30 protein-coding genes and 1 tRNA gene are annotated in these 24,503 nt (G+C 72.7%); 12 read left to right on the top strand and 19 right to left on the bottom strand.

The features are described 5' to 3' along the window. Nucleotides 1-5 precede the first annotated feature (5 nt). Nucleotides 6-470 (bottom strand): hypothetical protein, encoded by a 465-nt coding sequence (locus GA0070564_RS06310; RefSeq protein ID WP_091603750.1) that lies wholly within the window; start codon nt 468-470, stop codon nt 6-8. Between the two features lie 186 nt (nt 471-656). On the opposite strand from GA0070564_RS06310, the gene GA0070564_RS06305 reads away from it, so the two are divergent. After that, nucleotides 657-1,454 (top strand): SAM-dependent methyltransferase, encoded by a 798-nt coding sequence (locus GA0070564_RS06305; RefSeq protein ID WP_281182061.1) that lies wholly within the window; start codon nt 657-659, stop codon nt 1,452-1,454. A gap of 18 nt (nt 1,455-1,472) precedes the next feature. Here the strand turns inward: GA0070564_RS06305 and GA0070564_RS06300 are convergent, their stop codons facing one another. From GA0070564_RS06300 to GA0070564_RS06280, 5 genes are read right to left on the bottom strand one after another with little or no spacing between them, the layout of a single operon-like run. Then, nucleotides 1,473-1,835, bottom strand: coding sequence for a hypothetical protein (locus GA0070564_RS06300; protein ID WP_091603744.1), 363 nt, complete (start codon nt 1,833-1,835; stop codon nt 1,473-1,475). Then, entirely contained in the window at nt 1,832-2,320 is a 489-nt protein-coding gene (locus GA0070564_RS06295; RefSeq protein WP_091603741.1) for a hypothetical protein, read from the bottom strand. The genes GA0070564_RS06300 and GA0070564_RS06295 overlap by 4 nt, the downstream gene beginning before the upstream one ends. Continuing rightward, complete coding sequence (locus GA0070564_RS06290; protein ID WP_245669852.1) at nt 2,313-2,801, bottom strand: WXG100-like domain-containing protein; 489 nt, start codon at nt 2,799-2,801, stop codon at nt 2,313-2,315. Before GA0070564_RS06290 ends, GA0070564_RS06295 begins: the two co-directional genes overlap by 8 nt. 10 nt (nt 2,802-2,811) lie before the next feature. Then, nucleotides 2,812-3,132, bottom strand: coding sequence for a hypothetical protein (locus GA0070564_RS06285; protein WP_091603735.1), 321 nt, complete (start codon nt 3,130-3,132; stop codon nt 2,812-2,814). Nucleotides 3,133-3,136: 4 nt separating this feature from the next. Then, nucleotides 3,137-3,553, bottom strand: coding sequence for a YbaB/EbfC family nucleoid-associated protein (locus GA0070564_RS06280; protein ID WP_091603732.1), 417 nt, complete (start codon nt 3,551-3,553; stop codon nt 3,137-3,139). A 246-nt stretch (nt 3,554-3,799) separates the two neighbouring features. On the opposite strand from GA0070564_RS06280, the gene GA0070564_RS06275 reads away from it, so the two are divergent. Beyond that, nucleotides 3,800-4,153: a YciI family protein gene (locus tag GA0070564_RS06275; RefSeq protein WP_091604654.1), complete on the top strand. Its 354-nt coding sequence runs from the start codon at nt 3,800-3,802 to the stop codon at nt 4,151-4,153. A 2-nt stretch (nt 4,154-4,155) separates the two neighbouring features. Beyond that, nucleotides 4,156-5,448: an RNA polymerase sigma factor gene (locus GA0070564_RS06270; protein WP_091603729.1), complete on the top strand. Its 1,293-nt coding sequence runs from the start codon at nt 4,156-4,158 to the stop codon at nt 5,446-5,448. Nucleotides 5,449-5,459: 11 nt separating this feature from the next. Here the strand turns inward: GA0070564_RS06270 and GA0070564_RS06265 are convergent, their stop codons facing one another. The 8 genes from GA0070564_RS06265 to GA0070564_RS06230 form a co-directional block, all read right to left on the bottom strand. Then, complete coding sequence (locus tag GA0070564_RS06265) at nt 5,460-6,089, bottom strand: hypothetical protein (RefSeq protein WP_091603726.1); 630 nt, start codon at nt 6,087-6,089, stop codon at nt 5,460-5,462. Further along, nucleotides 6,086-7,576 (bottom strand): hypothetical protein, encoded by a 1,491-nt coding sequence (locus GA0070564_RS06260; RefSeq protein ID WP_091603724.1) that lies wholly within the window; start codon nt 7,574-7,576, stop codon nt 6,086-6,088. The genes GA0070564_RS06265 and GA0070564_RS06260 overlap by 4 nt, the downstream gene beginning before the upstream one ends. Beyond that, on the bottom strand, nt 7,573-8,433 hold the full coding sequence (locus tag GA0070564_RS06255) for an ATP-binding cassette domain-containing protein (protein WP_091603721.1): 861 nt from the start codon (nt 8,431-8,433) through the stop codon (nt 7,573-7,575). The genes GA0070564_RS06260 and GA0070564_RS06255 overlap by 4 nt, the downstream gene beginning before the upstream one ends. Then, nucleotides 8,430-9,260 carry a zf-HC2 domain-containing protein gene (locus GA0070564_RS06250; RefSeq protein WP_091603718.1) on the bottom strand — a complete coding sequence of 277 codons (831 nt, stop codon included), beginning with the start codon at nt 9,258-9,260 and terminating at the stop codon, nt 8,430-8,432. The genes GA0070564_RS06255 and GA0070564_RS06250 overlap by 4 nt, the downstream gene beginning before the upstream one ends. After that, nucleotides 9,257-9,835: an RNA polymerase sigma factor gene (locus GA0070564_RS06245; protein ID WP_091603714.1), complete on the bottom strand. Its 579-nt coding sequence runs from the start codon at nt 9,833-9,835 to the stop codon at nt 9,257-9,259. The genes GA0070564_RS06250 and GA0070564_RS06245 overlap by 4 nt, the downstream gene beginning before the upstream one ends. Before the next feature lie 104 nt (nt 9,836-9,939). Further along, on the bottom strand, nt 9,940-10,827 hold the full coding sequence (locus GA0070564_RS06240; RefSeq protein ID WP_091604649.1) for a transglutaminase-like domain-containing protein: 888 nt from the start codon (nt 10,825-10,827) through the stop codon (nt 9,940-9,942). A gap of 118 nt (nt 10,828-10,945) precedes the next feature. Then, nucleotides 10,946-11,407 carry a hypothetical protein gene (locus GA0070564_RS06235; protein ID WP_245669816.1) on the bottom strand — a complete coding sequence of 154 codons (462 nt, stop codon included), beginning with the start codon at nt 11,405-11,407 and terminating at the stop codon, nt 10,946-10,948. After that, nucleotides 11,408-12,139, bottom strand: a complete 732-nt coding sequence (locus tag GA0070564_RS06230) for a hypothetical protein (RefSeq protein WP_091603711.1) — start codon at nt 12,137-12,139, stop codon at nt 11,408-11,410. It lies immediately after the preceding gene. A 306-nt stretch (nt 12,140-12,445) separates the two neighbouring features. Between GA0070564_RS06230 and GA0070564_RS06225 the strand changes: the two genes are divergently transcribed. The 5 genes from GA0070564_RS06225 to GA0070564_RS06200 all read left to right on the top strand — a co-directional run bounded on the left by GA0070564_RS06225 (nt 12,446) and on the right by GA0070564_RS06200 (nt 16,764). Then, complete coding sequence (locus tag GA0070564_RS06225; RefSeq protein WP_091603708.1) at nt 12,446-13,891, top strand: endo-1,4-beta-xylanase; 1,446 nt, start codon at nt 12,446-12,448, stop codon at nt 13,889-13,891. A gap of 84 nt (nt 13,892-13,975) precedes the next feature. Further along, nucleotides 13,976-14,491 (top strand): hypothetical protein, encoded by a 516-nt coding sequence (locus tag GA0070564_RS06220; RefSeq protein ID WP_141714706.1) that lies wholly within the window; start codon nt 13,976-13,978, stop codon nt 14,489-14,491. A 104-nt stretch (nt 14,492-14,595) separates the two neighbouring features. Continuing rightward, on the top strand, nt 14,596-15,051 hold the full coding sequence (locus GA0070564_RS06215) for a lamin tail domain-containing protein (RefSeq protein ID WP_245669815.1): 456 nt from the start codon (nt 14,596-14,598) through the stop codon (nt 15,049-15,051). A 487-nt stretch (nt 15,052-15,538) separates the two neighbouring features. After that, the gene (locus GA0070564_RS06205; protein WP_218104876.1) at nt 15,539-16,279 is read left to right on the top strand and encodes an HAD family hydrolase; all 741 of its coding nucleotides are present in this window, start codon (nt 15,539-15,541) and stop codon (nt 16,277-16,279) included. A 17-nt stretch (nt 16,280-16,296) separates the two neighbouring features. Further along, complete coding sequence (locus GA0070564_RS06200; RefSeq protein ID WP_091603693.1) at nt 16,297-16,764, top strand: DIP1984 family protein; 468 nt, start codon at nt 16,297-16,299, stop codon at nt 16,762-16,764. Nucleotides 16,765-17,045: 281 nt separating this feature from the next. Here the strand turns inward: GA0070564_RS06200 and GA0070564_RS06195 are convergent, their stop codons facing one another. From GA0070564_RS06195 to GA0070564_RS06185, 3 genes are all read right to left on the bottom strand, one after another. Next, nucleotides 17,046-17,576 (bottom strand): DUF6036 family nucleotidyltransferase, encoded by a 531-nt coding sequence (locus GA0070564_RS06195; RefSeq protein ID WP_091603691.1) that lies wholly within the window; start codon nt 17,574-17,576, stop codon nt 17,046-17,048. Then, nucleotides 17,573-17,872, bottom strand: coding sequence for a hypothetical protein (locus tag GA0070564_RS06190; protein ID WP_141714705.1), 300 nt, complete (start codon nt 17,870-17,872; stop codon nt 17,573-17,575). The genes GA0070564_RS06195 and GA0070564_RS06190 overlap by 4 nt, the downstream gene beginning before the upstream one ends. A 420-nt stretch (nt 17,873-18,292) precedes the next feature. Beyond that, nucleotides 18,293-18,364 (bottom strand) — tRNA-Lys (locus GA0070564_RS06185). Nucleotides 18,365-18,468: 104 nt separating this feature from the next. Here GA0070564_RS06185 and GA0070564_RS06180 point away from each other — a divergent pair. Together GA0070564_RS06180 and GA0070564_RS06175 are read left to right on the top strand one after the other, a co-directional pair. Then, nucleotides 18,469-18,762: a hypothetical protein gene (locus GA0070564_RS06180; RefSeq protein ID WP_245669814.1), complete on the top strand. Its 294-nt coding sequence runs from the start codon at nt 18,469-18,471 to the stop codon at nt 18,760-18,762. Between the two features lie 45 nt (nt 18,763-18,807). Further along, on the top strand, nt 18,808-19,890 hold the full coding sequence (locus tag GA0070564_RS06175) for an NAD-dependent epimerase/dehydratase family protein (protein ID WP_091603682.1): 1,083 nt from the start codon (nt 18,808-18,810) through the stop codon (nt 19,888-19,890). A 153-nt stretch (nt 19,891-20,043) separates the two neighbouring features. Here GA0070564_RS06175 and GA0070564_RS06170 read toward each other — a convergent pair whose 3' ends face one another. Both GA0070564_RS06170 and GA0070564_RS06165 read right to left on the bottom strand, forming a co-directional pair. Beyond that, nucleotides 20,044-21,255 carry a hypothetical protein gene (locus tag GA0070564_RS06170; RefSeq protein ID WP_091603679.1) on the bottom strand — a complete coding sequence of 404 codons (1,212 nt, stop codon included), beginning with the start codon at nt 21,253-21,255 and terminating at the stop codon, nt 20,044-20,046. 79 nt (nt 21,256-21,334) lie between these two features. Further along, nucleotides 21,335-22,084, bottom strand: coding sequence for a ZIP family metal transporter (locus tag GA0070564_RS06165; protein ID WP_091603676.1), 750 nt, complete (start codon nt 22,082-22,084; stop codon nt 21,335-21,337). Between the two features lie 71 nt (nt 22,085-22,155). On the opposite strand from GA0070564_RS06165, the gene GA0070564_RS06160 reads away from it, so the two are divergent. Further along, complete coding sequence (locus GA0070564_RS06160; RefSeq protein ID WP_091603673.1) at nt 22,156-22,851, top strand: SDR family NAD(P)-dependent oxidoreductase; 696 nt, start codon at nt 22,156-22,158, stop codon at nt 22,849-22,851. Further along, nucleotides 22,848-24,494, top strand: a complete 1,647-nt coding sequence (locus GA0070564_RS06155; protein WP_091603670.1) for an MFS transporter — start codon at nt 22,848-22,850, stop codon at nt 24,492-24,494. Before GA0070564_RS06160 ends, GA0070564_RS06155 begins: the two co-directional genes overlap by 4 nt. Nucleotides 24,495-24,503 lie beyond the last annotated feature (9 nt).

The raw sequence follows: 24,503 nt of genomic DNA, 5'->3' as shown, positions 1-24,503 counted from the left end.
AGACGTCAGGCCGTCGCAATCGGGCCGGACATCCGCTCCAGCACCGCCTCCAGCGCCTCGAAGGCGTACGCCCAGTTGTGGCACTTGAAGCTGCGCAGGTCCTCCACCGGCGTGCGGCAGTCCACGCAGTACACCCCGGCGATCGCGTCCGGCACCTCGGTGTTGACGTACTTGCGGTCACCGAGGATCACCGTGGCGATCATCGCCGGGTCGTGCACCCCGGACAGGGCCGACGAGACGATGTCGAGCCAGTTCACCCGCCGGCCGCACTTCGGGCAGTCCGGTGTGTCACCGCTGACCCACAGTGGGGCGCCGATGCTGTGCGGGGGCATGTTCAGCAGCTTCTCGATCCGGCGTACGTCGTGCTCGCAGGTGACCCAGCGATGCGCGCCGGGCAGCGCGGCCGGTGAGTCGTACACGGCCTTGAACAGGACCGTGTCCACCTCCACGGTCTCCCGTTGACGGGTCATCGGCGTCCCTCCTCGACGATCGGTGCCCCACCACCGTGGGCCCGGCCGGCGACCGGTGCAGCCGGATCAACGACAGCGGACACCCGCACGGAACGGGACCGGTCGGTGACACACGGGTCAGCGCGGCGACGCGAGCGGTGCTAGACATTCAGGCGCCAGCAGTGCCGCGCCGGAGAAGGAGTCGACGTGTCCAGTGAGCCGACGAGCGGGCCGAAGGATGCCGAGGCCCGGCCGAACGTCGCCCGGATGTACGACTACTACCTCGGCGGCTGCCACAACTTCGCCGCCGACCGGGCCGCCGCCGAGAAGATCCTGGAGATCTTCCCGGACACCGGGGTCGCCGCCCAGACCAACCGGGCGTTCCTCCGCCGCGCCGTCCGGTACGCGGCGCAGCGGGGCGTCCGGCAGTTCCTCGACATCGGCGCCGGCCTGCCCACCCAGGGCAACGTGCACGAGGTGGTCCGCGCGGTGGCGCCCGACTCCAGGGTGGTCTACGTCGACTCCGACGAGGTGGCCGTCGCGTACGCCCGGCGGCTGCTGCCCGAGGACGGCCGCACCGTGGCCGTCCGGGGCGACCTGCGCGCCCCCGACGAGATCCTGGCCGACCCGCAGGTCCGCGGCCTGATCGACCTCGCCGAGCCGGTTGCGGTGCTGGTGGTCGCGGTGCTGCACTTCGTCCCCGACGCCGACGACCCGTACGCGGCGGTGGCCCGGCTGCGCGCCGCCACGGTGCCGGGCAGCCTGCTGGCGCTGTCCCACCTGACCATGGACGGCGCCCCGGCGACGGCGGCCCGGCAGGGGCAGGCGGTCTACCGGCGCAGCAGCGCACCCCTGGTGCCCCGCTCGTACGCCGAGGTCGAGCGCTTCTTCGACGGCTACGACCTGGTCGAGCCGGGTCTGGTCCGGTTGGCGCAGTGGCGGCCCGACGGGGAGCCGCAGGCCGGGGTGTCGCACGGCTACGGCGGGGTCGGCGTGCGCCGCTGAGGCGGATGGCCCGGCGGGTCAGGCGGTGCCGGGCGGCAGGCCGAGGAACTGGAGGATGTCGGCGATGGCGTCCTCGACGGTGCCGCCGACGGCCGGGTCGGCCAGCCGGGCGCGCAGCGCGGGCAGCACCTTAGCGGTGTCCAGCTCGTGGTGGATGCGGGCCAGGTGGCTCAGGCAGATCGCCGCGCTGGCCCGGACGTCCTCCTCCGGGTGGTCCAGCAACCGCAGGTAGAAGTCCTGGCACCAGCGCCAGTCGGGGTCGTGCAGGGCCAACGCCACCATCGAGTCGGTGAGCGTGTCGATGTCGTTCGCGGCGAGCGCGTCGGTGGCCGTCTCGTGGCTGGTCGGCGCGGGCTCGTAGTAGCTGCGCTGGGTGCTCATTCGGTGTCCTTCGGCGGCGGGGTCGGCCTGCCCTTCTTGTCTACCAGCCCGCCCCGCTTGAGGGCGTTGCGCATGTCGTCGTTGAGGCCGTCGGCGCTGGTGTCGTTCCAGTCGCGGACGTGCCCGTGGTAGATCTCGACGACGTCGCCGCCCGGGTTCTGCGGCTCGATCCGGCGGTGCCGGTCGAGGATGACGATCTCGCCGGTGTCGTGGTCGACGCCGATCCGGCGGCGTTCGTTGGTCGACTTGATCTGCACCGAGCGGTCCAGCGCCGCCTGTCCGTTCGCCGGGGCGCGGCTGGCGCTGCCCATCGCGAGGTTGCGGTCCTTCTCGCGGTGCTTCGGGCGCTGCTCGTCGCCGACATGGTATTCCCGGCGAACCCGGGGCGGGTGGGCCAGCTCGGCGACCGGCTTGACCAGCGCCGACTCCACCTGCGGCGGCACGGCCGCGTCCCGCAGGTGCCGGTTGCGGTTGCGCTTACCCACCGAGGACCGCCTGCATGGCCAGGTCGATGAGCTGGTCGATGACCAGGCCGGTGAGCATCTTGAAGATCGGGATCTCCAGCAGCGACGCGCCGAAGGTGGCCACCGCCGTGGCCACCGCCTGGGCGATCTGGATGGCCAGGATGACCAGCTGGACGATCATCTGCACCTTGAGGGCGAGCACCACCGCGGCGACCACCACGTAGCCCGCGCCGAGCACGGTGGTGGCGGTGCCGTTGCCGTCCAGCACCCCGCCCGGCCCGTCGGCCCCCGACCAGTACGCCTCGAACGCGGCGATCACGTCGCCCCGGTTGTCGGCGGTCACCTCGGCCGCCAGCGCGTTCGCCTCCCGGCCCAGCTCCTCGACGGTGGTGGCGAAGTCCATCCAGACCTGCCCCAGCTCGAAGAGCTTCTCCTCGTCGCCCTCCGGCCAGTCGTACCCGATCATGCTGAGCAGCGAGGCCAGCTCGGCGGGGATCATCATGCCCACGGCGTCAGCTCAACTCCCCGCCCAGCGACTGGAAGCGGCCGACCAGGTCCGCCTCCACGGCCGCCATCTCCTCACCCAGGGCGACCAGGTCCTCGCCGCTGCTCTGGTATTCGTCGGCGACCGCCTCGCAGCACGTCGCGAGATAGTCGGAGACCACCGGGAAGGAGAGGCCGACAAGCGTGCCGAGCATGTCCCCGCCCCACGGCTGGCCGTAGCCCGCCACCCGGGCCCGCACCGTCTCGACCGCCGTGGCCAGCCGGTCACCCACCTCCGCGAGGCGGGTGCCCGCCGCACGGACCTGGTCCGGGTCGATCTCCAAGCTCATCGTCTCAGCCCCGCTGCCGGCCGATCCGGGCCTGCGCGTCGGTCAGCGCGCCCAGGAACGAGCGCATCTGCCGTACCGACTGCTGCTGCACCTCCTGGAGGCGTTCCAGCAGCACCGCCGGGTCCGGCACGTCCGGCGCCCCGGCGAGGGTGCGCTCCCGCAGGTCGTCCAGGGCCGCGTTGACCGCCAGGGTCAGCTGCTCGCCCAGGTGGTCGCTCCCCTCCCGCAGGGCCTGCGGCGCGACCGTCACCGACTCGATCCGGCCGCCCGGCCCGGCGACCACGGTGATCAGGCCGTCGGCCGTCGTCCCCTCACCCCGGGTCTCGGCGGCGTCCGGGTCCGGACGGTGCGCCCGCAGCTCACGCAGGGTACGCAGGGCCTCGTCCATCGACTGGCGGAACTCGTCCGCGCTGGCTGGCACAGCACTCCCTCCCCGACCGTCCGGCCCGGGCCGCTCCCGTTGCGGGACAACGGAAGCCGGAGTGGACGGTCCGGGCGGACGTTACCGGATCGCGCCCGGCACCGGGGTACCCGTGGCGGCGGGCTGCGGTGTGATCCGCGCCGGCCCGTAAATTCCTCGGCCGCGCATGTCGATCCGGGGGTATGGCGTGCGTCGTGCTGTCGTACCGACAATGACCGGGACGACGGGAGACCGACCGTGAAGTACATGCTGTTGATCCAGAGCGCGAGCAACCCGGAGGAGCTCGATGCCGCCACGGCGGCCGACGGGAGCACCTTTTCCGACTGGGTGAGCTACGACAGGACGATCCGGGACTCCGGCGTCCACGTCTCCGGCGAGTCGCTGGCCGACCTGACCACCGCCACCACCGTCCGGGTCAGCCCGTCGGGGGAGCGGCTGATCACCGACGGCCCGTTCGCCGAGACCCGGGAGGTGCTCGGCGGCTACTACGTCATCGACGTACCCGATCTGGACGTGGCCCTGGACTGGGCGGCGCGCTGCCCGGGTGCGCGCGGCGGCGGCTCGGTCGTGGTGCGGCCGGTCGCGAACTTCGACGCCTGACCGTGCCCGGCGAGGACGCCTCCACCGGCGGGGGCCCGACGTCGTCGGTCGCGTCGTCGGTGGAGGCCGTCTTCCGGGAGGAACGTGGCCTGCTGCTCGCCGCCCTGGTCCGCCGCTTCGGCGACCTCGACCTGGCCGAGGAGGTCACCTCCGAGGCGATCGAGGCGGCGCTGGTGCACTGGCCGGTCGACGGCGTGCCGGCCCGCCCCGGGGCCTGGCTGTTGACCACCGCGCGGCGCCGGGCGGTGGACCGGCTGCGGCGGGACCGCAGCGCGGCGGTCCGGCTCGCCCTGCTTCAGGCGGAGGCGGAACGCGCGCCCGCCGTCCCGCCGCCGGACGTGGCCGGTGACCTGCCCGACGAACGGCTGCAACTCTTCTTCACCTGCGCCCACCCGGCCCTGTCGGCCGAGGACCGCACCGCGTTGACGCTGCGCTGCCTCGCCGGCTTGGGCACGCCGGAGGTCGCCCGGGCCTTCCTCGTGCCGCCGGCCACCATGGCGCAGCGGATCGTCCGGGCCAAGAGGAAGATCCGCGAGGCGCGGATCCCGTTCCGCACACCCGGACCGGACGAGCTGCCCGACCGGCTGCCCGGCGTCCTCCAGGTCGTCTACTCCGTCTTCACCGAGGGCTACGCGGCCAGCGCCGGCACCGACCTGCAACGCGCCGACCTCGCCGAGGAGGCGATCCGGCTGGCCCGGCTGCTGCGCCGCCTGCTCCCCACGCAACGCGAGGTGGCCGGCCTGCTCGCGCTGCTGCTGCTGATCCACGCCCGCCGCGACGCCCGCACCGGCCCGCACGGCGAGCTGGTCCTCCTCGACGACCAGGACCGCGGCCGGTGGGACCGCGCCATGATCGAGGAGGGCCGGGCGCTGGTGCGGGTCGCGCTGACCGGCGGTCCACCCGGGGTGTACGCGGTGCAGGCCGCGATCGCCGCGCTGCACGACGAGGCCGCCGACGTCGCCACCACCGACTGGCCGCAGGTGGTGGCCCTCTACGACGTGCTGTACGCGCTGGCCCCGTCGCCGGTGGTGGCGTTGAACCGGGCGGTCGCGGTGGCCATGCGGGACGGTCCCGAGGCCGGGATCGCACTCCTCGACGAGCTGGCCGGCGAGGCGCGGCTGCGCGGGCATCACCCGTACCACGTGGCGCGGGCGGAGCTGCTGCGCCGGATGGGCCGGCTGCCCGAGGCAGCCCGGGCGTACCGGCGGGCATTGGAGCTCGCCGGCACCGAGCCGGAGCGGGCCCACCTCCGGCGGGTGCTGGCGGCGCTCTCCCCACCCGGCATCAGTGGCTGAACGGTGCTGCCTCACGACCGGACCACCTCCCGGTTGGCCAGCAGGAGTACGGTCGCGAGCAGCATCAGCGCCGCCGGCCAGGCCAGTGCCACCCCGCTCCACTCCGGCGCGACGGGGACCGACCACGGTGACGCGGAACCGGCGAGGAACAGCGTTCCACCGAGCGCGACCCCCTGGGCCAGCGGTCCGACGAGCGCGGCGCCGACGTCGTTCCGGTATCGGGCCGCCACGGCCGCCACGGACTGGGGAAGCAGGCCGCAGACCGCCGCCTGCACGAAAAGGTAGCTCCGCGGACCGGTGACGAGCCGGCCGTCGACGGTCACCACCATCAGGTAGAGCAGCGCCCAGACGGCGCTGGCCGGCACCAGGGTGAGCGTCGTCCGCAGCCACTGGCGTATCCATCGCGGGGACGGGGCCGGCACCGTCGCGGCCATCGGATCGGGCAATGCGAAGCAGACCGCCGCGCCCAGCGTGGCGGCGGCCAGCCGGAGCCCGGGCAGCGCGAGACCCGGCGTCGGCTCGACGACCAGGGCGGGTAGCTGGCTGAGCACCGCGAGCGCCGTCGCGGCCGCCAAGGGCCACCAGGGCACCGATCGAGCCAGCCGCCCGGTCAGCAACATCGTCAGTCGAAGGGTGTTCACCGGCAGGATTCCGGCCGGTTCGTCACGCCGGACGCCGGTGGCGCGTCGGTGGGCGGAACCCTCGGCGGTCTCGTTGTCACACCCAGCGGCGCGAGCGCCATTGCGTTCGGGTCCATGAGCTGTGTCCAGTGCGCCGCCAGGAAGGTGGCGACCTCGTCGTGCGGGCGCTCCAGCAGCGCCGACGCGGCCTGCTCGTCCGCCCGACCGTGCTGGACCCGCCCGAGGTCCAGCCGGCCGTCGGCGAGGCGGCGGCGGCCGTCCGGCGTTGCCTGCGCCAGCAACCACAGTGCCACGACGGTGCGGTGCTGGCCGGCACCCGTGCAGGCGGAGCCACCCGGAGCAGCCGTCGGGAGCCGGCGCTGGAGCAGTCCGGTGACCGCGGTGACATAGGCGACGGTCATCCGGTCGCGGGAGTCCTCCGCCCAGCGCCCGTGCCGGCCCCAGACCGTCCCGGTGACGATCTCCGGCTCTCCGACGACGAGGGGGTCGCCCCACTGGGCGTCGCCGAACTGGCGGACCGCCGGCCGTCGGGCCGCAGCCGGCAGATTCCGGCTGACCGGCTCGACCGCGTCCCGCCACAGCGGAACCCAGCCCGTGTAGTGCGGAAGGGCGCAGTAGCGCACGCCACCGTGCATCTCGCAGTCGAGCACGGCCGGACCGGTCAGCGCGTCCTCCATTGACTTGTCGATCACCGCCGGCACGGCCCGGAGCTGCTGGTCGGTGGCCACCACCGCCGCGACGACCGCCACGGCGACCACCCCGGCCGTGACGACCCGCCGGTGTCCCCAACCCAGCATCGCGACGATCGCGACGAGGACGGCCAGCAGGTAGCTCAGGTGCCATCCCGTCGGACGAGCCGCCCCGGTCTCCCACGGTGCCGTGGGAACGGGGAAGAGCTGCCAGACCAGGCTGTCGGTGCCGGTGCTGAACACCGGCAGGCTGGCCAGCACCACGGCCGCCCCGACCAGGGCCAGCGGGCCGGCGGCGGTGGCGGGCAGCCGGCGACCGACCGCCACCCCGATCGCCGCCCCGATCGCCGGGACGACCATGGTGACCAGCAACGTCCAGGGATCGAAGCGCCCGACCGGCCAGGCCGGAAGCAGGAGGAGCAGCTCGGCGAGGCAGAGCACAGCCCCGGCCCCGCCGGCCACCACAACGAGTGCGAGCAGGGCGAAGCCGCGTCGAACACGGGTGGTCGGCACGGTCTCGATGCTCTCCGCGCCGGCCCGTCGGTCCCGGCTCGCCGCCAGTTGCCCAGCCAGTAGAAGGGCGCCCGCCAACACCAACGAGGACATTCCCGCGTTCTGGGCGAACGTCTCCCAGGTCGGCATCCGGGTCCATCCCCATGCCGTGCCCAGCCCCACCGACAGCAGCAGACCGCCCCAGAGCAGCGGGCTGCGCAGCACCAGGCGTGCCTCGGCCCGGGCCAGCGTGGCAACGGCGACCCGACCGGCGGGTCGGGCCTCCGGTGCCGCGAGGACGATCACCGGGCCACCCTCGCCGGCGCCGACCTGTGGAGCAGCAGCAGATAGCCGTCCTCCAGGGTGGGCTGCGCCGGTCGACCGTCATCGGGGCGGTCACCGAGCCTGCGGTACAGCCCGTCGGCGTTACGCCAGTAGGGCTGGGAGCCGGTCGGCGCGGTGGTCGACAACCACACTCGGCCGTCGGCGCGGTTGATCAGCTGTCGGGGGGTGCCGTCGAAGGCCGCCCGCCCCGCGTTCATCACCACCACCCGCTCACAGAGCGCGCCCACGTCCTCGGTCTGGTGGGTGGACAGCAGCACCGTGTGGCTCTCGCCCACCCGGGAGATCAGGGCCCGGAACAGCATCCGTTGCTCCGGGTCGATGCCGACCGTCGGCTCGTCCAGGATCAGCAGCGCGGGCTGCCCGAGCAGCGCCAGCGCCAACCCCAGCCGCTGTCGCATCCCGCCGGAGAGCTTGCGCACCTTGGTGCGGGCGCGGTCGGTCAGGTCGACCTCGTCGAGCACCCGGCGCACCTCCGCACGGCGCCGTCGGCCGTCCGTCAGCTCCTTCAGCACGGCCACGTAGTCGAGCAGGTCGTACGCGGTGAACTGGGGATAGAGGCCAGGGTTCTGCGGGAGGTAGCCGATCCTGCGGCGGAGCTCGGTCCGCTGTGCGGGGACCGCCGGGTCGAGCCCGAGGATCCGCAGCCGGCCACGATCGGGCGCCAGCGCGGTGGCCAGACAGCGCAGCAGGGTGGTCTTGCCGGCGCCGTTGGGGCCCAGGAACCCTGTCACCCCCGTACCGAGTTCCAGGTCCAGGCCGTCCAGAGCGGGGGTGGCCCCGTAGCGCTTGCCGAGGCCGTCGATGCTGACGGTGTTCATCGGGTCTCTCCCGGGTCGAGGCGGCGTCGCCGCACGGTCAGCACCACGACGGCCGTCATGGCGGCGAACAGGTAACCGAGTTGAGCGGTACGGCCGAAGACGAGTGGCAGGGACGAATCCCGGTGGATGGTGACCGCGGTGCCGACCCCGGCCAGCCAGATGCCGCCCAGCACACCGGCGGCTGCCGGGAGCGCGATGACCGTGCTCAGCGCCAGGGTCCCGACGCTCAACAGCAGGGCCGGCAGCAGCCAGGCCACGGCGTACCAGCCCGGGCCGGGCAGCAGGACCGCCGCCACGACGCCCATGACGACGGCGACCGTGACGACCGTGGTGGCGCGCCAGAGGACGAGCGCCGGACCCGCCGCCGGTGTGGTGTCGGTGATCTCGTGCATCGGGTCGGCCGGTGGGCCGTACGCGGTGGCGACCGCCAGCACCGGCAGGACCGGCGCGACGACCAGCAGGACCGCGTTGCTGACCTGCATTCCGCCCCGACCGAGGTAGGCCGCGGCCACCGCGAGGGCCAGCACCGTCGCCGTCGCACCCAACCAGGACCAGCGCAGCGCGGGGGTCGCGGCAATCAACCGGATCCGGTGCTCGGGCAGTCCGAGCCGGCGCAGGAACCGGTGCAGCGGGCCCGATCGGGGTTCGTGCAGCGCGTCGAACACCACCGACCAGTTGCCCGTCAGCCACACCGGGTCGACCCTGACCTGCTCCCGACAGGAGGCGCAGGCCAACAGATGGGTGTCGACGGCCAGGACGCGGCTCGGCGGGAGCGTGCCCCGGTCGTAGTCGGCGAGCAGCCCCTCGTCGACGTGCCAACCGCTCATGTCAACAGCTCCCTCAACCGGGCCCGGGCGCGCAGCAGGCGGGTCTTCGCCGTGCCTTCCGCGATGCCGAGCAGCTTGGCGCTCTCCCGTACGGTCAGGCCGTCGATCGCAGTGGCCTGGATGAGCACCCGCAGCTCGGGCGAGAGCCGATCGATCGCCGCGCCCAGGTCGCCGTGCTCGATGCCGAGCAGCACCAGTTCCTCCGCCGACGGTGCCGTGGCGACGTCGGGCAGTGGCTCGGCGACCCCACCGAGCCAGCGATGGGCCGGGCCCCGTAGCGCGGACACCAGCCGCCGAGCGGCGATCGTCCATATCCAGGCCGCGGCGTCGGCACCGGTTGCCTCGTAGCGGTGTGCGTCCTTCCAGATGGCGACGAACGTGTCCTGAACTGCTATGTCGACCACGTCGGCGTCGGCGCAGCGCCGGCGCAGGCGGGCGCGCAGCCATGGCGCGTGCCGCTGGTGCAGCAGCCGGAGAGCATCCGCCCGACCGGCCGCGACGGCGCCCAACAGCTCGGCGTCACCGCTCGACTCGTCGACCGGCCGCTCCACCGCCTGGTCTCGTCTCCGCCACACACAAGGACTATCGCCAGTCGCGGGCGATTCGGTTCATCGAATCGGTGCCCTGGCGGTCGGCCGCACGGCGAGCCGGTCCGCCCCGGCCCGGACCGGCGCCAGCCTCAGAGCGGCTCGAGGCGGTCGCGCGGTCCGTTCCGGACCCGATCAGGTACGCGCAGCCGGTCGTCCGCGAGCAGCCGTCGCAGCTCCTCCGCGTGCCGGTCGGGGTCGACGGTGAGTCGGGCCAGCTCGTCGAAGAGGGTCATCCGTTCGTCGTCGATCGTCTCCTCCGGCTCGGGCATCGCACCCCAGGCGTCCCAGGGCAGCAGCTCGAGGCCGTCGAGCGCGGCGGCGTCCCGCATCAGGCTGCCGGCGATCCACCACCAGCCGCTCTCGTGCAGGAAACTCAACCCGAACGCGTCCGGGTCGGCCTCGCCGGAACGGCAGCGCCGCCACGCCTCGCCCGCCACCAGGAAGCGGTCCCGGGGCACGTCGGTCACGTCGAAGTCGATCCCGAACCGCTCCCTCTGCGGCTCGTCGAGCTGAGCGTCGACCAGCACCCAGCGCCGCCGTGCGGCGTCCCAGTACTCGGCCACCCAGTGGTCCTCGTACCGCCCCTCGACGAAGTACCCGCCGAAGCCGCAGCGGGCCCGCGCCGGCACGCCTCGGGCGCGCAGCACGGTCACCAGCAGCACACTGAAGTGCCGGCAGTTGGCGGCGATCCGCTGCTCGGGGGCGCGCGGGAGGTCCAGCGGCCGGTCGTCACGTTCGGCGATCCGGGCCAGCAGCTCGGACACCGGTCGGAGGTGGACGGTCTGCCGGTCGGCCTCCGACAGCGTCACCCCGTACGCGTCGGTGATGTGCTCGTGGATGAGCAGGCCGTGCCCGGCGCGGGCGATCCCCGCGACGTCCGCGGGCAGCGCGTCGACCAGGCCGGCGTACGCCCCGGCGGAGGTCATCCGGCCCGGTTCGGCGTAGGCCGCGGATGTCCGAGCGATCGAGCTGTCCATCAGTGCCTCCTCGAGCTCGGGACCCAGCATGTCAAGATTCGGCGGGCCCGCGCTGCCCCGCCGGCCCGGCCGACGGCGGCCGAGCTGAGTGACGTGCCGGCCGGGTTGCGCCCGCTGCTCACCGGGTGGTTGTGGTGGGCCGGTCGGCCGTCGTCCACGCGGCGGCGAGCGCGGCGGCGGCAGCCGTGTCGGCGATCAGAGAGGTGATCAGCGACGCCGCGAGCCGGGGTTGGGCGGCGAACAGGAGGCCCTGCGCGGTCACCCAGCAGCCGAAGAGCGCGACGACGGCCACCGCGACGACGAGCGGCGCGAGTGGCACGGGGGTGCGGCGCAGGCCGAGGACGACCACGACGGCGACGGGCAGCGTCAGTGCCAGGTAGGGCAGGTGGACGGTGAGGTTGACGGCCAACCGGCCGCCGGCCTCCAGGTCGTCCCACGCCCGCCGGTCGGGTGGTGAGAGGAGCGGGAACAGGCCGTAGCCGAGCATCGCCCAGGCGAGCGCCACCAGGGCGGCGGCGAGCCGGCGGAGGGCGACGGCCGCGCCGCCCGGGGTTCGGGGACCGGCGGCGTACGCGGCCATTCAGGATCCGGTCGTCCGGTACCTGCGGACCGCGGCCTCGGCGAGCTGGACGAGGAGTTCGTCGCCGCCGGGCTTGTTGCCCTCCTCCTGGATGACCACCAGGTCGGTGCCGACCCGGACGAGCAGGCAGTCCCACCGCGTCGTGTCGGGGCCGGTTCCCGCGCTCTGACGGACGTGCACGCTCTCGTCGCCGAGCCGCGGTCCCGGGGCGATCGCGTAACGGTAGCGGCCGGTGCCGTCGGGCGGGAGGACGTTGGGGCAGCGGGCGACGAGGGTACGCAGGTCGGTCAACGCGCGACGGGCACCGTCGTCGGCGTAGGTGCGGAGAACCTCGGTGCCCAGCCACAGGTCGTCGGGGCCCGAATCCCGGGGGAGGGTGGCCGCGGCGATCGCCGACGGGGTGCCGGTCAACCGGCGGGCCGACAGCAGCGGGACGATGTCCGAACAGGACGTTCCGGTGCCCGGCAGGCGGTTGCCGGCGTCGGCCGCCATCACCGTCGCGATCTCCACCGTGAAGCCGGGCGGCAGGGAGTCCTCGGTCAGCAACCGTGCGGACAGCGCCGCGGAGTAGCCGGGCTCATCCGTCGTACCGGTGGGGGAGGCCGGGGCGGAGGTCGGGGCCGGGCTCGTCGGAAGTGCCTCGTTCCCGGTGGGGGTGGTCGAGGGACCGCAGGCGGCGACCAGGCCGACGGCCACCACCGCGACCGCGCGGCGTAGCACCGTGTCGAGCATCGACAGACCCCCTCCGGGCGTGAGGCGCCAGGCTAACCAACGCGCGGCGTCCGAGGTGTCCTCGGGCGCGCGGTCCGCGCCTCCCGGAGATCCGCCTGCCGGCAGCAGCTCCGAAACTTTCGGCGACGCCGACGCTCCGGGCACCCGGATGGTGGCCGCCTTGAGGCCGTCATATCGACATTGACCGATCACTGGCTCGTCGGTATCGTCCGATGTCAGTTACCGGAACATTACCGAAAAGTTTCGGTGCCGCGGCCCCGGAGTGGTGGCCGCGGGTCGCCCGTTCGATACGCGCAGAGGAGTGTCATGAGACGTCTGACGAGACACGGCCGCTACCGGTTGGCGGTGGCCGCCGCCAGCGCCCTCGCCGTGGTCGGTGCGGCGCTGGTGGTGCCCAGCCTGGCCCAGGCGGCCAGCACGCTGGGCGCCGCCGCGACGCAGTCCGGTCGGTACTTCGGCACCGCCATCGCCGGCGGCAGGCTGGGCGACTCGGCGTACAGCACCATCGCCGCCCGCGAGTTCAACATGGTCACGGCCGAGAACGAGATGAAGCCGGACGCGACCGAGCCCCAGCAGAACGTCTTCAACTTCACGGCCGGCGACCAGATCTACAACTGGGCCAACAGCCGGGGCATCAAGGTCCGCGGGCACACCCTCGCCTGGCACTCCCAGCAACCGGGCTGGATGCAGAACATGTCCGGCAGCACGTTGCGCAACGCGATGATCAACCACATCAACGGCGTGATGGGCCACTACAGGGGCAAGCTCGCCGCCTGGGACGTGGTCAACGAGGCGTTCAACGAGGACGGCAGCCGCCGCCAGTCGAACCTCCAGGCCACCGGGAACGACTGGATCGAGGTGGCTTTCCGCACCGCCCGGGCGGCCGACCCCTCGGTCAAGCTCTGCTACAACGACTACAACATCGAGAACTGGTCGTACGGCAAGACGCAGGGCGTCTACCGCATGATCCAGGACTTCAGGTCCCGCGGCGTACCCATCGACTGCGTCGGCCTCCAGACCCACTTCACCGGCGGCAGCTCGCTGCCCGGCAACTTCCAGACCACCCTGTCGAGCTTCGCCGCCCTCGGGGTCGACGTCGCGCTGACCGAGGTCGACGTCACCAACGCCTCCACCACCCAGTACGCCGGGCTGACCCAGGCCTGCGTGAACGTGCCGCGCTGCATCGGCATCACCGTCTGGGGCGTACGCGACAGCGACTCCTGGCGGTCCAACGAGAGCCCGCTGCTCTTCGACGGCGGCGGCAACAAGAAGGCCGCGTACACCTCGGTCCTCAACGTCCTCAACGGCGCCGGCCCGGCACCCACCGGCACGCCGACCCCGACGCCGACCACGCCCCCGCCGGGCGGCGCCAACAGGATCGTCGGTAGCCAGTCGGGCCGCTGCATCGACGTACCCAACAGCTCGCGGACCAACGGCACCCGGGTCCAGCTGTACGACTGCCACGGCCAGACCAACCAGCAGTGGACCTGGACCGCCAACCGGCAACTGACCGTGTACGCGGGCAGCATGTGCCTCGACGCCGCCGGCTCCGGCAACAGCGCGGCGGTGCAGATCTACAGCTGCAACGGCCAGGCCAACCAGCAGTGGAACGTCAACTCCAACGGCACCATCACCGGCGTCCAGTCCGGCCGCTGCCTTGACGTCTGGGGCACCGCCAACGGACAGCAGGTCCAGATCTACGACTGCAACGGGCAGGCCAACCAGCAGTTCCGACTCGTACCCGTCGGTTAGCGGCGACGGAGCGGGAACCGGCGGGCTCGGTGCGCAACCGGGCCCGCCGGTTTGCCGTTGGAGGCCACCGGGCAGCAAGGGTCGGTGAGCGCCGCCGATGAAACGCCCGCAGTCGTGTTCCGGTACTCGCCCCGCCGCTGGCTCCTCACCATGGTGGTGACCCTGCTCTGCGCGGTCCCCGTCGTCGCCGTGCTCAGCGCGCTGCAACACAAGAGATGGTGGGAGCTCGTCCTGCTCTACGGCCCCATGATCGTCGTGGTGGGGATCATGTCCCGCCGCGTCCGCAGGCGTCAGCCCCGGCTGCCGCTGCGGCTGACCGACACGGCGCTGGAGGTGGCCACCCCGGACGGCGGCACCCTGGTGATCGACTATGCCAACATCGCCCGGGCGCGGGTGCACGGCTGGGCGGAGCCGCGGCTGACCGTGGAACCGGTGGACCCCCAACTGGCCCGGCCGCCGCTCAGGGCGAACCACTGGTTCGGGCGCGGCCGGAACAAGCCGTACGACGTGATCGTCCCGCTGGACTGGATGACCCCGGGCCGCACCGTCCTGCGCCGGGAGCTGGACCGGCGAATTTCTGTCGGAATTCCGACGCCCTAGCCTTCCTCCCCGCGACGAGACGATCTTGGGCGCATATGGTGCTGTCCACTCGTCGGCGACGAAGGGGTTCTCGCCGACCTCCATCTTCGAGTCAAGGGGACCACTTGAAGACCAAGCTCATCGGCGCCTTCTCGGCGCTCGCCCTCGCGCTCGGCGGCTCGCTGGCCGTCGCCACCCCCGCGCAGGCGTCCTACCCCGCCATCATGTTCACCCTGGCGTACTACAACTCGCCGGGCAGCGACACCGGGTCGAACACCAGCCTCAACGCCGAGTACGTCCGGGTGACCAACAAGCGGACCTACTCCATCAACCTGAAGAACTGGACCATCCGCGACAAGGCCGGACACGTCTACAAGTTCCCGACCGACTACTGGCTGCCCGCCGGGTACGCGGCGTACCTGCACACCGGCAAGGGCACCAACGGCAACCGGCACTTCTACTGGGGCCGCTCCGCGTACGTCTGGAACAACACCGGCGACGCCGCGTACGTGCGCAACGCGGCCGGCGCTGCGATCGACTCCTGCTCGTGGGGGAGCACCGGCAGCTACACGTACTGCTGAACCTGGCTGACCATCGGCGCCGGCCTGCCCCCGGGTGGGCCGGCGCCCGGGGTCGGCGGACGGGCGTTCGATGCCGGCCCTTCGGGGTAGTTGCCGCCGTGCGACCACTCGGGCGGGACGAGCAACCCGCGGCTCAGGGGCGGCAGAACTCCTCTGACGATCGAGTCGAGGCCCTCCTGGCTTCGGTGGGGCGGGTCGGCGGCCTGCTGGTGGTGCTGGCCGGCCGTCCTGCTCAGCGGCGAGGGCGGATTCATCGCCCAGGCCGGGGGTGCCGCCGGCAACCCGCTGTGCTTGTTCCTGGTGGTTACGGTCCCAGTCATGGGATGGGCTATCGGGGTTGCGGTGTTGCTCGTGCTGGCGGCGGTTGCCCTGGGCCGCGCCCGGGACGCGAGCCTCGCGAAGCGCATCGGTAAGGAGGTGCGCAAACGTGAGGACGACCGATAGACGTCCCCCGCGCCCGCGAGGGTCTGCGGGTAATCTGCCATTGGTGGACGGGCAGGGGCATGTTCGCGGCGTGATGTTCGACGCCGGCGGTGTTCTGACCCGCCCGGTCGGTGGGCGGTGGAATCCCCGGTACGACTTCGAAAGCATCGTCGCGGCGCACCACCCGCACGTTCGGAAGGACCTGTTCCCGCAGGCCATCGACGTCGGGCAGCGTTTCCTGGACGCGGGAACGGCCACGGCGAACCGGACCGACTATCACCGGGCGATGCTGGCGGTGCTCGGCATCGACCGCCCGTCGGAGCAACTGCTGCGACAGTTGGAGGCTCCAGCCGTGGGCCCGGTGATCGAGACCTACCCCGACGTGCGACGCGTCCTCGACCAGCTGCAAGCGTGGGACATTCGCATGGCGGTGGTCTCCGACACCTGGGTCGGGCTGGAGGCGATGTTCGCCGATCTGGGCATCCGGCACTACTTCGAAGGCTTCGCGATCTCCGAAGTTCTCGGCTGCCGCAAGCCCGACCCGCGGATGTACGCCGAGGGCAACCGGCTGCTCGGGCTCGAGCCGCACGAGTGTCTGTTCATCGACGACGACCCGCAGCTCGTGACCGCGGCCAAGGATCTCGGATATCACGGCGTCACACTCGACCGCGAGGCGCAGCGCGGGACCGCGAGCGGTGTCATCGTGTCGTTGGACGAACTCCTGCCCATCATCGAGACCGAGCGCACCGCTGACCGGCCGCCCGCCGGCCCGGCGCCGAAACGGGATCGTGGAGCTGATCATTGATGGCCATACTGGTGCCCATGAAGCTCGCTGAGGCTCTGGCGCTGCGCGCGGACGCGGCCCGCCGCGCCGAACAACTCCGCACCCGCATCACCGCCAGCGCCCGCTACCAGGAGGGCGAAGCGCCCGCCGAGGACGCGTCGGCCCTGCTCGTGGAGGCGGGCGAGGTGCTCGGTGAGCTGGAGTCGCTGATCCGGCGGATCAACCGCACCAACGCCGCCACCGAGGTGACCGGGGAGGGCACCCTCACCGACGCGCTGGCCCGTCGGGACGTACTCCGGATGCGGCACGGCGTGGTCACCGCCGCGGCCAACGCCGCCGCCGGTGACGGCCAGCGCGGATACCGGCAGCTGCGCTCGGAGTTGAAGATGATCCCGGCGCTGCCGGTGGCCGAGCTGCGCCGGCAGGCCGACGACCTGGCCCGGCAGCTCCGCGAGGTCGACACGCTGATCCAGCGGTCGAACTGGGAGGTCGGGCTGCTGGACTGAGGTTGCGGAGCAGGTAGCCGACGTGGAGGCGTGCACGACCAGCGGGCCGGCTGTAATCCGGTCCACCTCCTGGCGCGCCGAGGGCGGGCGTGGGGTTCGACTCCCCGAATCACAACGCATGCCCAGCACAGCACACAGGTGACGGCGCACGGGGCACGGCACACCACCAGGTGCAGATCCACGACGGTGAGGGCGGGACAGGGGACCTCCGCAACCCTCGTACGACACGAAATGCGCTGCACGACCAGCAGGACGACTTACGCCGGTTGCGGCCGGCTGGGTCAATGGCCGTCGAAGACGTCGTCGAGGACGAGTCTCGCCCTACCGGGGACCTCCTCCTCAGGGAAGATCTCCGCGCACAGACCGAGGACCTCCTCGGCGCTGGTCAGCCCGAGGTGGTCCACCAGGAAGCGGATGTCCTCCGCGTCCCGACGACGTGCGGCAAGCACCTTCATGGCCAACAGGTGCTCGGCAGATGCCGCCGCGACCCGGAGCCCCGGATGATCGAAGACGCGAGGAGCTGCGGCGTCTCCGCCGGGGGCGACGTAGGCGCTCGCCTGCTCGTTGAGCCACCAGTGCGGCAGGCCGAGATCGTCGGCCACCGCTCGGGCCTCATCGAGTACGACCCCGTGGGGCTGGAACACCGCATCGATGTCTCGGGTCGCCCGCCGTGCGTCGTAGGCAAGAGCCATGGCTGCCCCACCGAAGATGTACAGATCCGCGACGACACCCCGCCGCGCCAGCCGGTCTCCCAGCCGACGGAAGGCGTCCTCGATCGCAGCACGGTCCAGCAGCGGATCATCGAAACTCACGCGACGTTCAACTCCTGCGCCGACACGTACACGCCCCGTCGGCGGAACGCCGCCGGCGCGTGGACCACCGCGTCGACCCGGGCCGCGCGAGTGTTGAAGGGGAACCAGAAACGCCGCAGCGACCGCGTCTCAGCCCAGGGCGGTGCCCCGCGCCCGTCCTTGGCTGCCAGGTGCTCGGTCAAGGCTGCGAGGAACACGTCCCAATGCTCGTCCCCGGTTGGCGAAGGCTCCTGCTCCAGCAGCCCAGCGCGCGTCTCGGAGGACTCCCATCGGTACTCCTCCAGGAACTCCGCCACCAGCCGCCACCGTCGCGTCTCGTCGGCTCCGACGAGCAGAGCGCCCAGGCGTGCCACGGTCAGTGGCTCGTACCTCGTAGCTGGCTTCCTCACAACCCCGACGCTAGTACACGGAAGGGCCCATCCGCGGCGGCCACGACTGGCGGGCCAGCCTTTACGGCCCTGTCCCTGTCCCCACGACTTCAGAGCAGGATCAACGTAGGCGACGCCCCCATGCGTGCTGAACTCATCGATCATCCGCCGATCGTCACTGACGCTCGCAACATCCGTGCCGCCCAATGAGAAGGGGAGGATGTGCCGTCGTGCCCTGGCCGTGAGTCGTTTACGTCATCAGGTCTGTAGGCGGCTACCGCCTTACTGCGCCACCAGCCGCCCCATCATCACGACCACCCCACAAGAGGCCGCTGAGCTGTGAAAGAGTGGGCCGCCAGGGACTCGAACCCTGAACCTATGGATTAAAAGTCCACAGCTCTGCCATTGAGCTAGCGGCCCGCCGCACCAGGCTACCGGACCGTGCCCCTCGGGGCCTTCCGGCTTCCCGTCGATGGATGAGGGGCATGGACCGCCCCGGCCGGGGAACCGGTCGAGGCATGCGGATGACGAGCAGGCCGGCCGTCGCGGCCTCCGGCGAGGAGACCGACCCGACCGGGGTACGCGAACCCGCCGGCGAGGTGCACGCCTGGCAGCCCGGCCAGAACTCGACGGTCTGCGGGCTGCAACTGAGCCGTACGAGACTGCGTCGCTTCCCGCACGTGCCGTTCGACTACCGTTCCACCGACCAGCTCACCTCGGCGGACCCGGTCGGCTTCGTCTGCCCGCGCTGCCTGGCGGCGGTCTCCGGCGGCCGGCGGCAGGAGAGGAGTTGGGTGCGGCACTCGCCCCGGCCGTGACCGGTTCGGCGGTTGGAGTCCTGTTCAACGGGTACGACGGCTGGCATGCGCATCGTGATCGTGGGGGCCAGCGGTAACGCGGGGACGGCGCTGCTGCGCCGACTGCGGCAGGAGTCCGGCGTGGAGGTGGCCGGGGTGGTCCGCCGGCTGCCGGCCGAGGACGCCGGCGAGCCGTACGACCGGGTGCAGTGGCACTCCTGCGACATCGGGGCGCCCGGTGCGGCCGACAAGCTGGCCACGATCTTCGCCGGGGCCGCGGCGGTGGTCCACCTGGCCTGGCAGATCCAGCCCAGCCACGACCAGCGCACCCTGCACCGCACCAACGTCGGAGGCAGCCGCGCCGTCATCGACGCGGTGGTCCGCGCCGGGGTACCGGCCCTGGTGTACGCCTCGTCGGTCGGCACGTACGCGCCCGGCCCGAAGGACCACCCGATCAGCGAGCGGTGGCCGGTGACCGGGGTGGCCGGCTCGTCGTACAGCCGGGACAAGGCCGAGGTCGAGGCGATGCTGGACTCGGTCGAGGCCGAGCACCCGTCCCTGCGGGTGGTACGCCTGCGTCCCGGCCTGATCTTCCAGCGCGACGCCGGCACCGAGATCGCCCGCTACTTCCTCGGCCCGCTCGCCCCGGTCCGGCTGCTGCGCTACGGCCGCATCCCGGTCGTCCCGGCCAACCGCCGGCTGCGCATGCAGGGCGTGCACGCCGACGACGTGGCCGACGCGTACGCCCGGGCGGTGCTGGGTGATGCGCGCGGCGCGTTCAACATCGCCGCGGACCCGGTGCTGACCCCGGAGCTGGTGGCCCGGCACTTCCACGGCTGGACGGTGCCGGTGGCCTCCCCGGTGTTGCGGGTCGCGGCGATGCTGACCTGGCGGGCCCGCCTGCAACCGGTCGACGCCGGCTGGGTGGAGCTGGGACTCAACGCGCCGCTGATGTCCAGCGAACGCGCCGAGACGGAGCTGGGCTGGCACCCCAGGGTGGACGCGCTGACGGCCTTGAAGGAACTCTTCGCCGGCATGGCCACCCGCGCCCACACCGACAGCCCACCCATGTCCGGCGACCCGGACCTGCCCGGCCGCCCCGCCGGCCTCCTCAAGGCCCGCCTCCCCGGCCACCCCAACCCCTACTGACCCCCGCCCCGCCCCGCCCCGTTGATCATGAGGTTTGCGGCACTTGAGGAGATCGACTTCGCCGCTAACTTCATGATCAACGCGGACTGGGGCGGTGGGCGGGGCCGGGCGCGGGCGGGGCGGGGCGGGGTGGGGTGGGGGTGGGGGTGGGGGTCAGGAGATGGTGGGTGGGTGGGCGCCGAGGAAGAAGATGCCGGGAAGGCCCTTGGTCTCGAAGCCCCTGCTGGGGTTGTGGCGCAGGGTGGAGTTCTCGATGGTCATCGTGCCGGTGCGGTCGTTGCTCACGAAGAAGATCGCGCCGCCGCCCTCGTTGGCCTCGTTGTCGCGGATGACCGAGCCGGCGATGCGTACCCGGAAGGTGTTGCCGTCGCAGTAGATCGCGCCGCCGCTGCCGCCGCCCGGGGTGCCGCCACGGGCCGGGTTGGCGCCGGAGCCGATCGCCTTGTTGCCGGTGAAGACGCTGTTCAACACGGTCCAGGAGACGCCGATGCTGCTCAGCGCCGAGCCGTTCGAGCAGACCCCGCCGGTGAAGGTGCTGCCCACGACGTACACCGGCCGGTTGTCGTACTGGCTGAGCGCCCGGATGGCCGCGCCACCCAGGTCCGGGCCGGTACGGTCGCAGCGGTTGTCGACGAAGCGGGAGTTGACCACCTTCAGCCGCCCGCCGCGGACGAAGATCGCCCCACCCCCGCCACCCTCGGTCCTGTCGCCGGTGGAGTTGCCGCGGCTGAAGGTCAGGTTCTGCACGGTCAGCCGCGGGTGGTCCTGGTTCTGGCAGTGCGAGGTGGTCCAGCCCTGGGCGCCGTCGCAGGTGTTCATGTAGAGGATGCGCCGGGCGCCGCCGCCGGAGAGGGTTACCCTGCCGCCGCCGTCGAGGACGATCTCCGGGCCGTTCGCGTTACGGATCTTGGCGGTGGCCGTCATGGTGATGGTCACCGGCTGCGACCCGCAGTCGAAGGTGATGATCCCGCCCGCCGCGACGGCCTTCACCACCGCGTCGGAGGTGCAGCTCGCCGCGGTGCCCTTGCCGATCGTCCGGGTGGGCCGGGAGGTGTCCACGGCGCGGGCCTCGGCGGGGACCGACGCACCGCCGCCGGGGTTGCCGGCGCGCAGCGTCGGCGCGGTGGCGGAGCGGGACGGCTTCGGCGACGGGGAGGCCGAGCGGGACTTCGACGGCGACGGGCTCGGCCGGGCCGACCTGACCGGGGACGCGGACGCGGCCGGGGTGGCCGGCGCGGTCGGCGAACCCGACGACCAGGCCGCCACCGGGGCGGCCGCGGGGGAGTCGGTGGACGACTCACCGCCGCAGGCGGGCAGGGTGGCGGTGGCGACACCGAGGACGAGCAGGGCGACAACGGACTTCACGCGCACTCCGCCGATGTTAGGACCCCGCCGGGCCCCGACACGAACCGTCGCCGAAGTCTTAACCCGCCGCTAAGCCGGGTCAGGCGTGGGAGAGGGCGAAGGCGGTCAGGAAGCCGGCCACCGTGATCAGCCCGACCAGCAGGTGGGCGTCCTCGAACGCCTCCGGGACCATGGTGTCGGTGATCATCGCCAGGATCGCCCCGGCGGCCAGCGCCGTGATGCCGGCCAGCACCTCCGGCGGCGCCCCGCCGAGCAGCGTGTAGCCGGCCAGCGCCGCCAGGCCGCTGATCAGCGCGATGCCCGTCCAGAGCAGGAAGACGTACCGCTTCGTCCGGCCGGCGCGGCGCATGCCCGCCGCGCTGGACAGCCCCTCCGGCACGTTGCTGAGGAAGACCGCCACCACGGTGACCAGGCTGACCGGACCGCCGGCCAGCAGGCTCGCCCCGATCACCACCGATTCGGGTACGCCGTCCAGCAGCGCACCCACCGCGATGGCCGACCCGGAGCCGGGCTGCTCCTGCTCGGAGGGCTGCTCCTCGCCGGACCGCTTCCGGTGCCGGGCACCGTGCCGGGCCAGCAGCACGTTCGCCCCGGTGTACGCCAGCGCCCCGCCCGCCGCCCCCAGCGAGGTGGCCAGCAGTCCACCCTGCTCGTGCGCCTCGGCGATCAACTCGAACGAGACGGCGGAGAGCAGCACGCCCGCCCCGAACGCCATGATCGACGCGATCATCCCGCGGGGAACCCGGGCGAAGAAGCCCACCGCCGCGCCGATCAACAGGGCGGACCCGGCCAGCAGTCCCCACCCACCCGCTTGCAACCACTCCGGCATTCGCTGGACCGTACCCCGGGTGTGCCGCGCCCAAAAGCGGGAAGCCCCTCACGATCGAGGGGCGGGGGGACATGGCAGCCAGATCGTTCGTGGTGGTCGGCGGGACGAGCGGCCTCGGTCTGGCCGTGGCCAGGCTGCTCGTCGACGAGTACCGGGTCGCCGTGCTCAGCGACCAGGCCGACGAGGTGGCCACCGTCACCGCCGAACTGGGCTGCGACGGCAGCGTCTGCGACGTCTCCGACCACGACCAGGTACACGAGGCGTTCGCCGCGCTGGCCCGGCGGTGGGACACCATCGACGGGGTGGCCGCCTGCGCCTCCATGTGGGCCGGCGGTGACCTGGAGGACCTCGCCCCGGAACGGATCCGCCGGGCGGTCGAGGTCAACGTCCTCGGCGCCACGTACGTGCTCAAGGAGGCGCTGCACCACCTGCGCCGACAGGGCTACGGCAACGTGGTGTGGATCGGGGCGATGGCGGTGGCGAAGCCCCGACCGGGCATCCCCGTCTACCGGGCCACCAAGAGCTACGGCAGCAGCCTGGTCGAGTCGCTGGCCGAGGCGCAGCACAGCAACGCCGTCAAGGTGATGCAGGTGCACCCCGGGCCGATGCCCACCCGGTTGCAGGAACGCGTCGGCGACGAGTTCCTCGACGAGGTCTACGCCCTGCCCGAACAGGTCGCCGCGGAGGTCGTACGCCTGCTCCTGCTGACCCCCGACGACCTGTACGTCTCCGGCGAGCGCGTGCTCCGCGCGGACGGGCGGTTTTGACCGCCACCGGCGCCGGCGCCGAGCCGGCCGTCTCGGCGTTGGCCCCGCTGCGGACGGCCGCCTACCGCAGCCTCTGGCTGGCCCTGCTCGCCGCGAACATCGGCACCTGGATGCAGACCGTCGGCGCGCAGTGGCTGCTCATCCACCAATCGAACGCCGCCACGCTGGTCGCCCTGGTGCAGACCGCCAGCCTGCTGCCGGTGCTGCTGCTGGCCCTGCCCGCCGGCGCGCTCGCCGACACCTTCGACCGGCGGCATCTGCTCATCTCGGTGCAGCTGTTCATGGTGGCGGTGGCCACCGCACTGACCCTGCTCACCGCCGCCGGCCGGATGCCACCGGCGCTGCTGCTCACCCTCACCTTCGCGTTCGGCGTGGGACAGGCGCTCACCCTGCCGGCCTGGGCCGCCGTCATCCCCGAACTCGTGCCGCGCGACCTGCTCCGCTCGGCGTCCGCGCTCGGCTCGATCAGCGTCAACGTGGCCCGGGCCGTCGGCCCGGCGGTGGCCGGTGTGCTGATCGCCCGGGTGGGGGTGGCCCCGGTCTTCGCCCTCAACGCGGTGGCCTTCGCGGTGTTCGCGTTCGCCCTGGTGCGGTGGCGGCCCGGCAACGCCCGCGCCGTCGAGGTGCCGGAGCGGTTCACCGCCGCGCTGCGCGCCGGCGGCCGGTACGTCCGGCACTCGCCGACCGTCCGGCGGCTGCTGCGCCGGGCCCTGGTCTTCGTCGTCCCGGCCAGCGCGCTCTGGGCGCTGCTGCCGGTGGTGGCCAGCCGCCGCCTCGGCATGGACTCCAGCGGGTACGGCCTGCTGCTCGCCGCGCTCGGGGTGGGTGCCATCGCCGGCGGCCTGCTGCTGCCGTGGACCCGCACCCGGATCACCGCCAACCAGTTCCTGCTGCTCGCCGGGGTGGTCTACGGCACCACCCTGATCGTGGTCGGCACCGTCCGGGTGGTGCCGGTGGTGCTGGTCGCCCTGCTCCCCGCCGGGGTGGCCTGGGTGACCGTGCTGGCCAACGTCAACGCCGAGATCCAGCTCTTCCTGCCCGGCTGGGTACGCGCCCGCGGCCTCGCCGTCTACCAGGTGGTGCAGGGCGGGGCGCAGGCCGTCGGCGCGTTCGCCTGGGGTCTGCTGGCCGACATGAGTGGCCTGGTCGTCGCCTTCCTGGCCGCCGGGGTGCTGATGGTGATCGGCGGTCTCACCTCGCAGATCTGGCCGCTGCCGGAGCTGCGCGGCGCGGGCCGGCACACCGAGACCTACCAGCCGCGGCTGAACCTGGCGCTGGAACCGGACCCCCGGGTCGGCCCGGTCCTGGTCACCGTGACCTACCGGGTGCCGGCGAAGCGGCGGGCCGCGTTCCTCTCCGCGATGGAGGTGGTCCGGGGCGCGCGGCAGCGTACCGGCGCGATGCGCTGGGGGATCTTCCAGGTGGGCGAGGCCCCCGACCGGTACGTGGAGGTCTACCTGGTCCCCTCCTGGGACGAGCACCTGCGCCAGCACGGCGGCCGGCTCACCGGGGCCGACCAGGAGGCCGAGCAGCGCGCCCACGACCTGGCCGACGGGGAACCAGAGGTGCGGCACCTGATCCCGCCCGACGGCGGGGAGCAGGCGATCCCACCCACGCCCGCCGGCCCCGGCCTGCCCGGCTGAGCCGCCGGG

This window comes from Micromonospora mirobrigensis (assembly GCF_900091555.1).
In the GTDB taxonomy this organism is placed as follows: Bacteria; Actinomycetota; Actinomycetes; order Mycobacteriales; family Micromonosporaceae; genus Micromonospora; species Micromonospora mirobrigensis.
The sequence above is the reverse complement of the archived record's forward strand: the minus strand, read 5'-3'. Positions and strand labels throughout refer to the sequence as shown.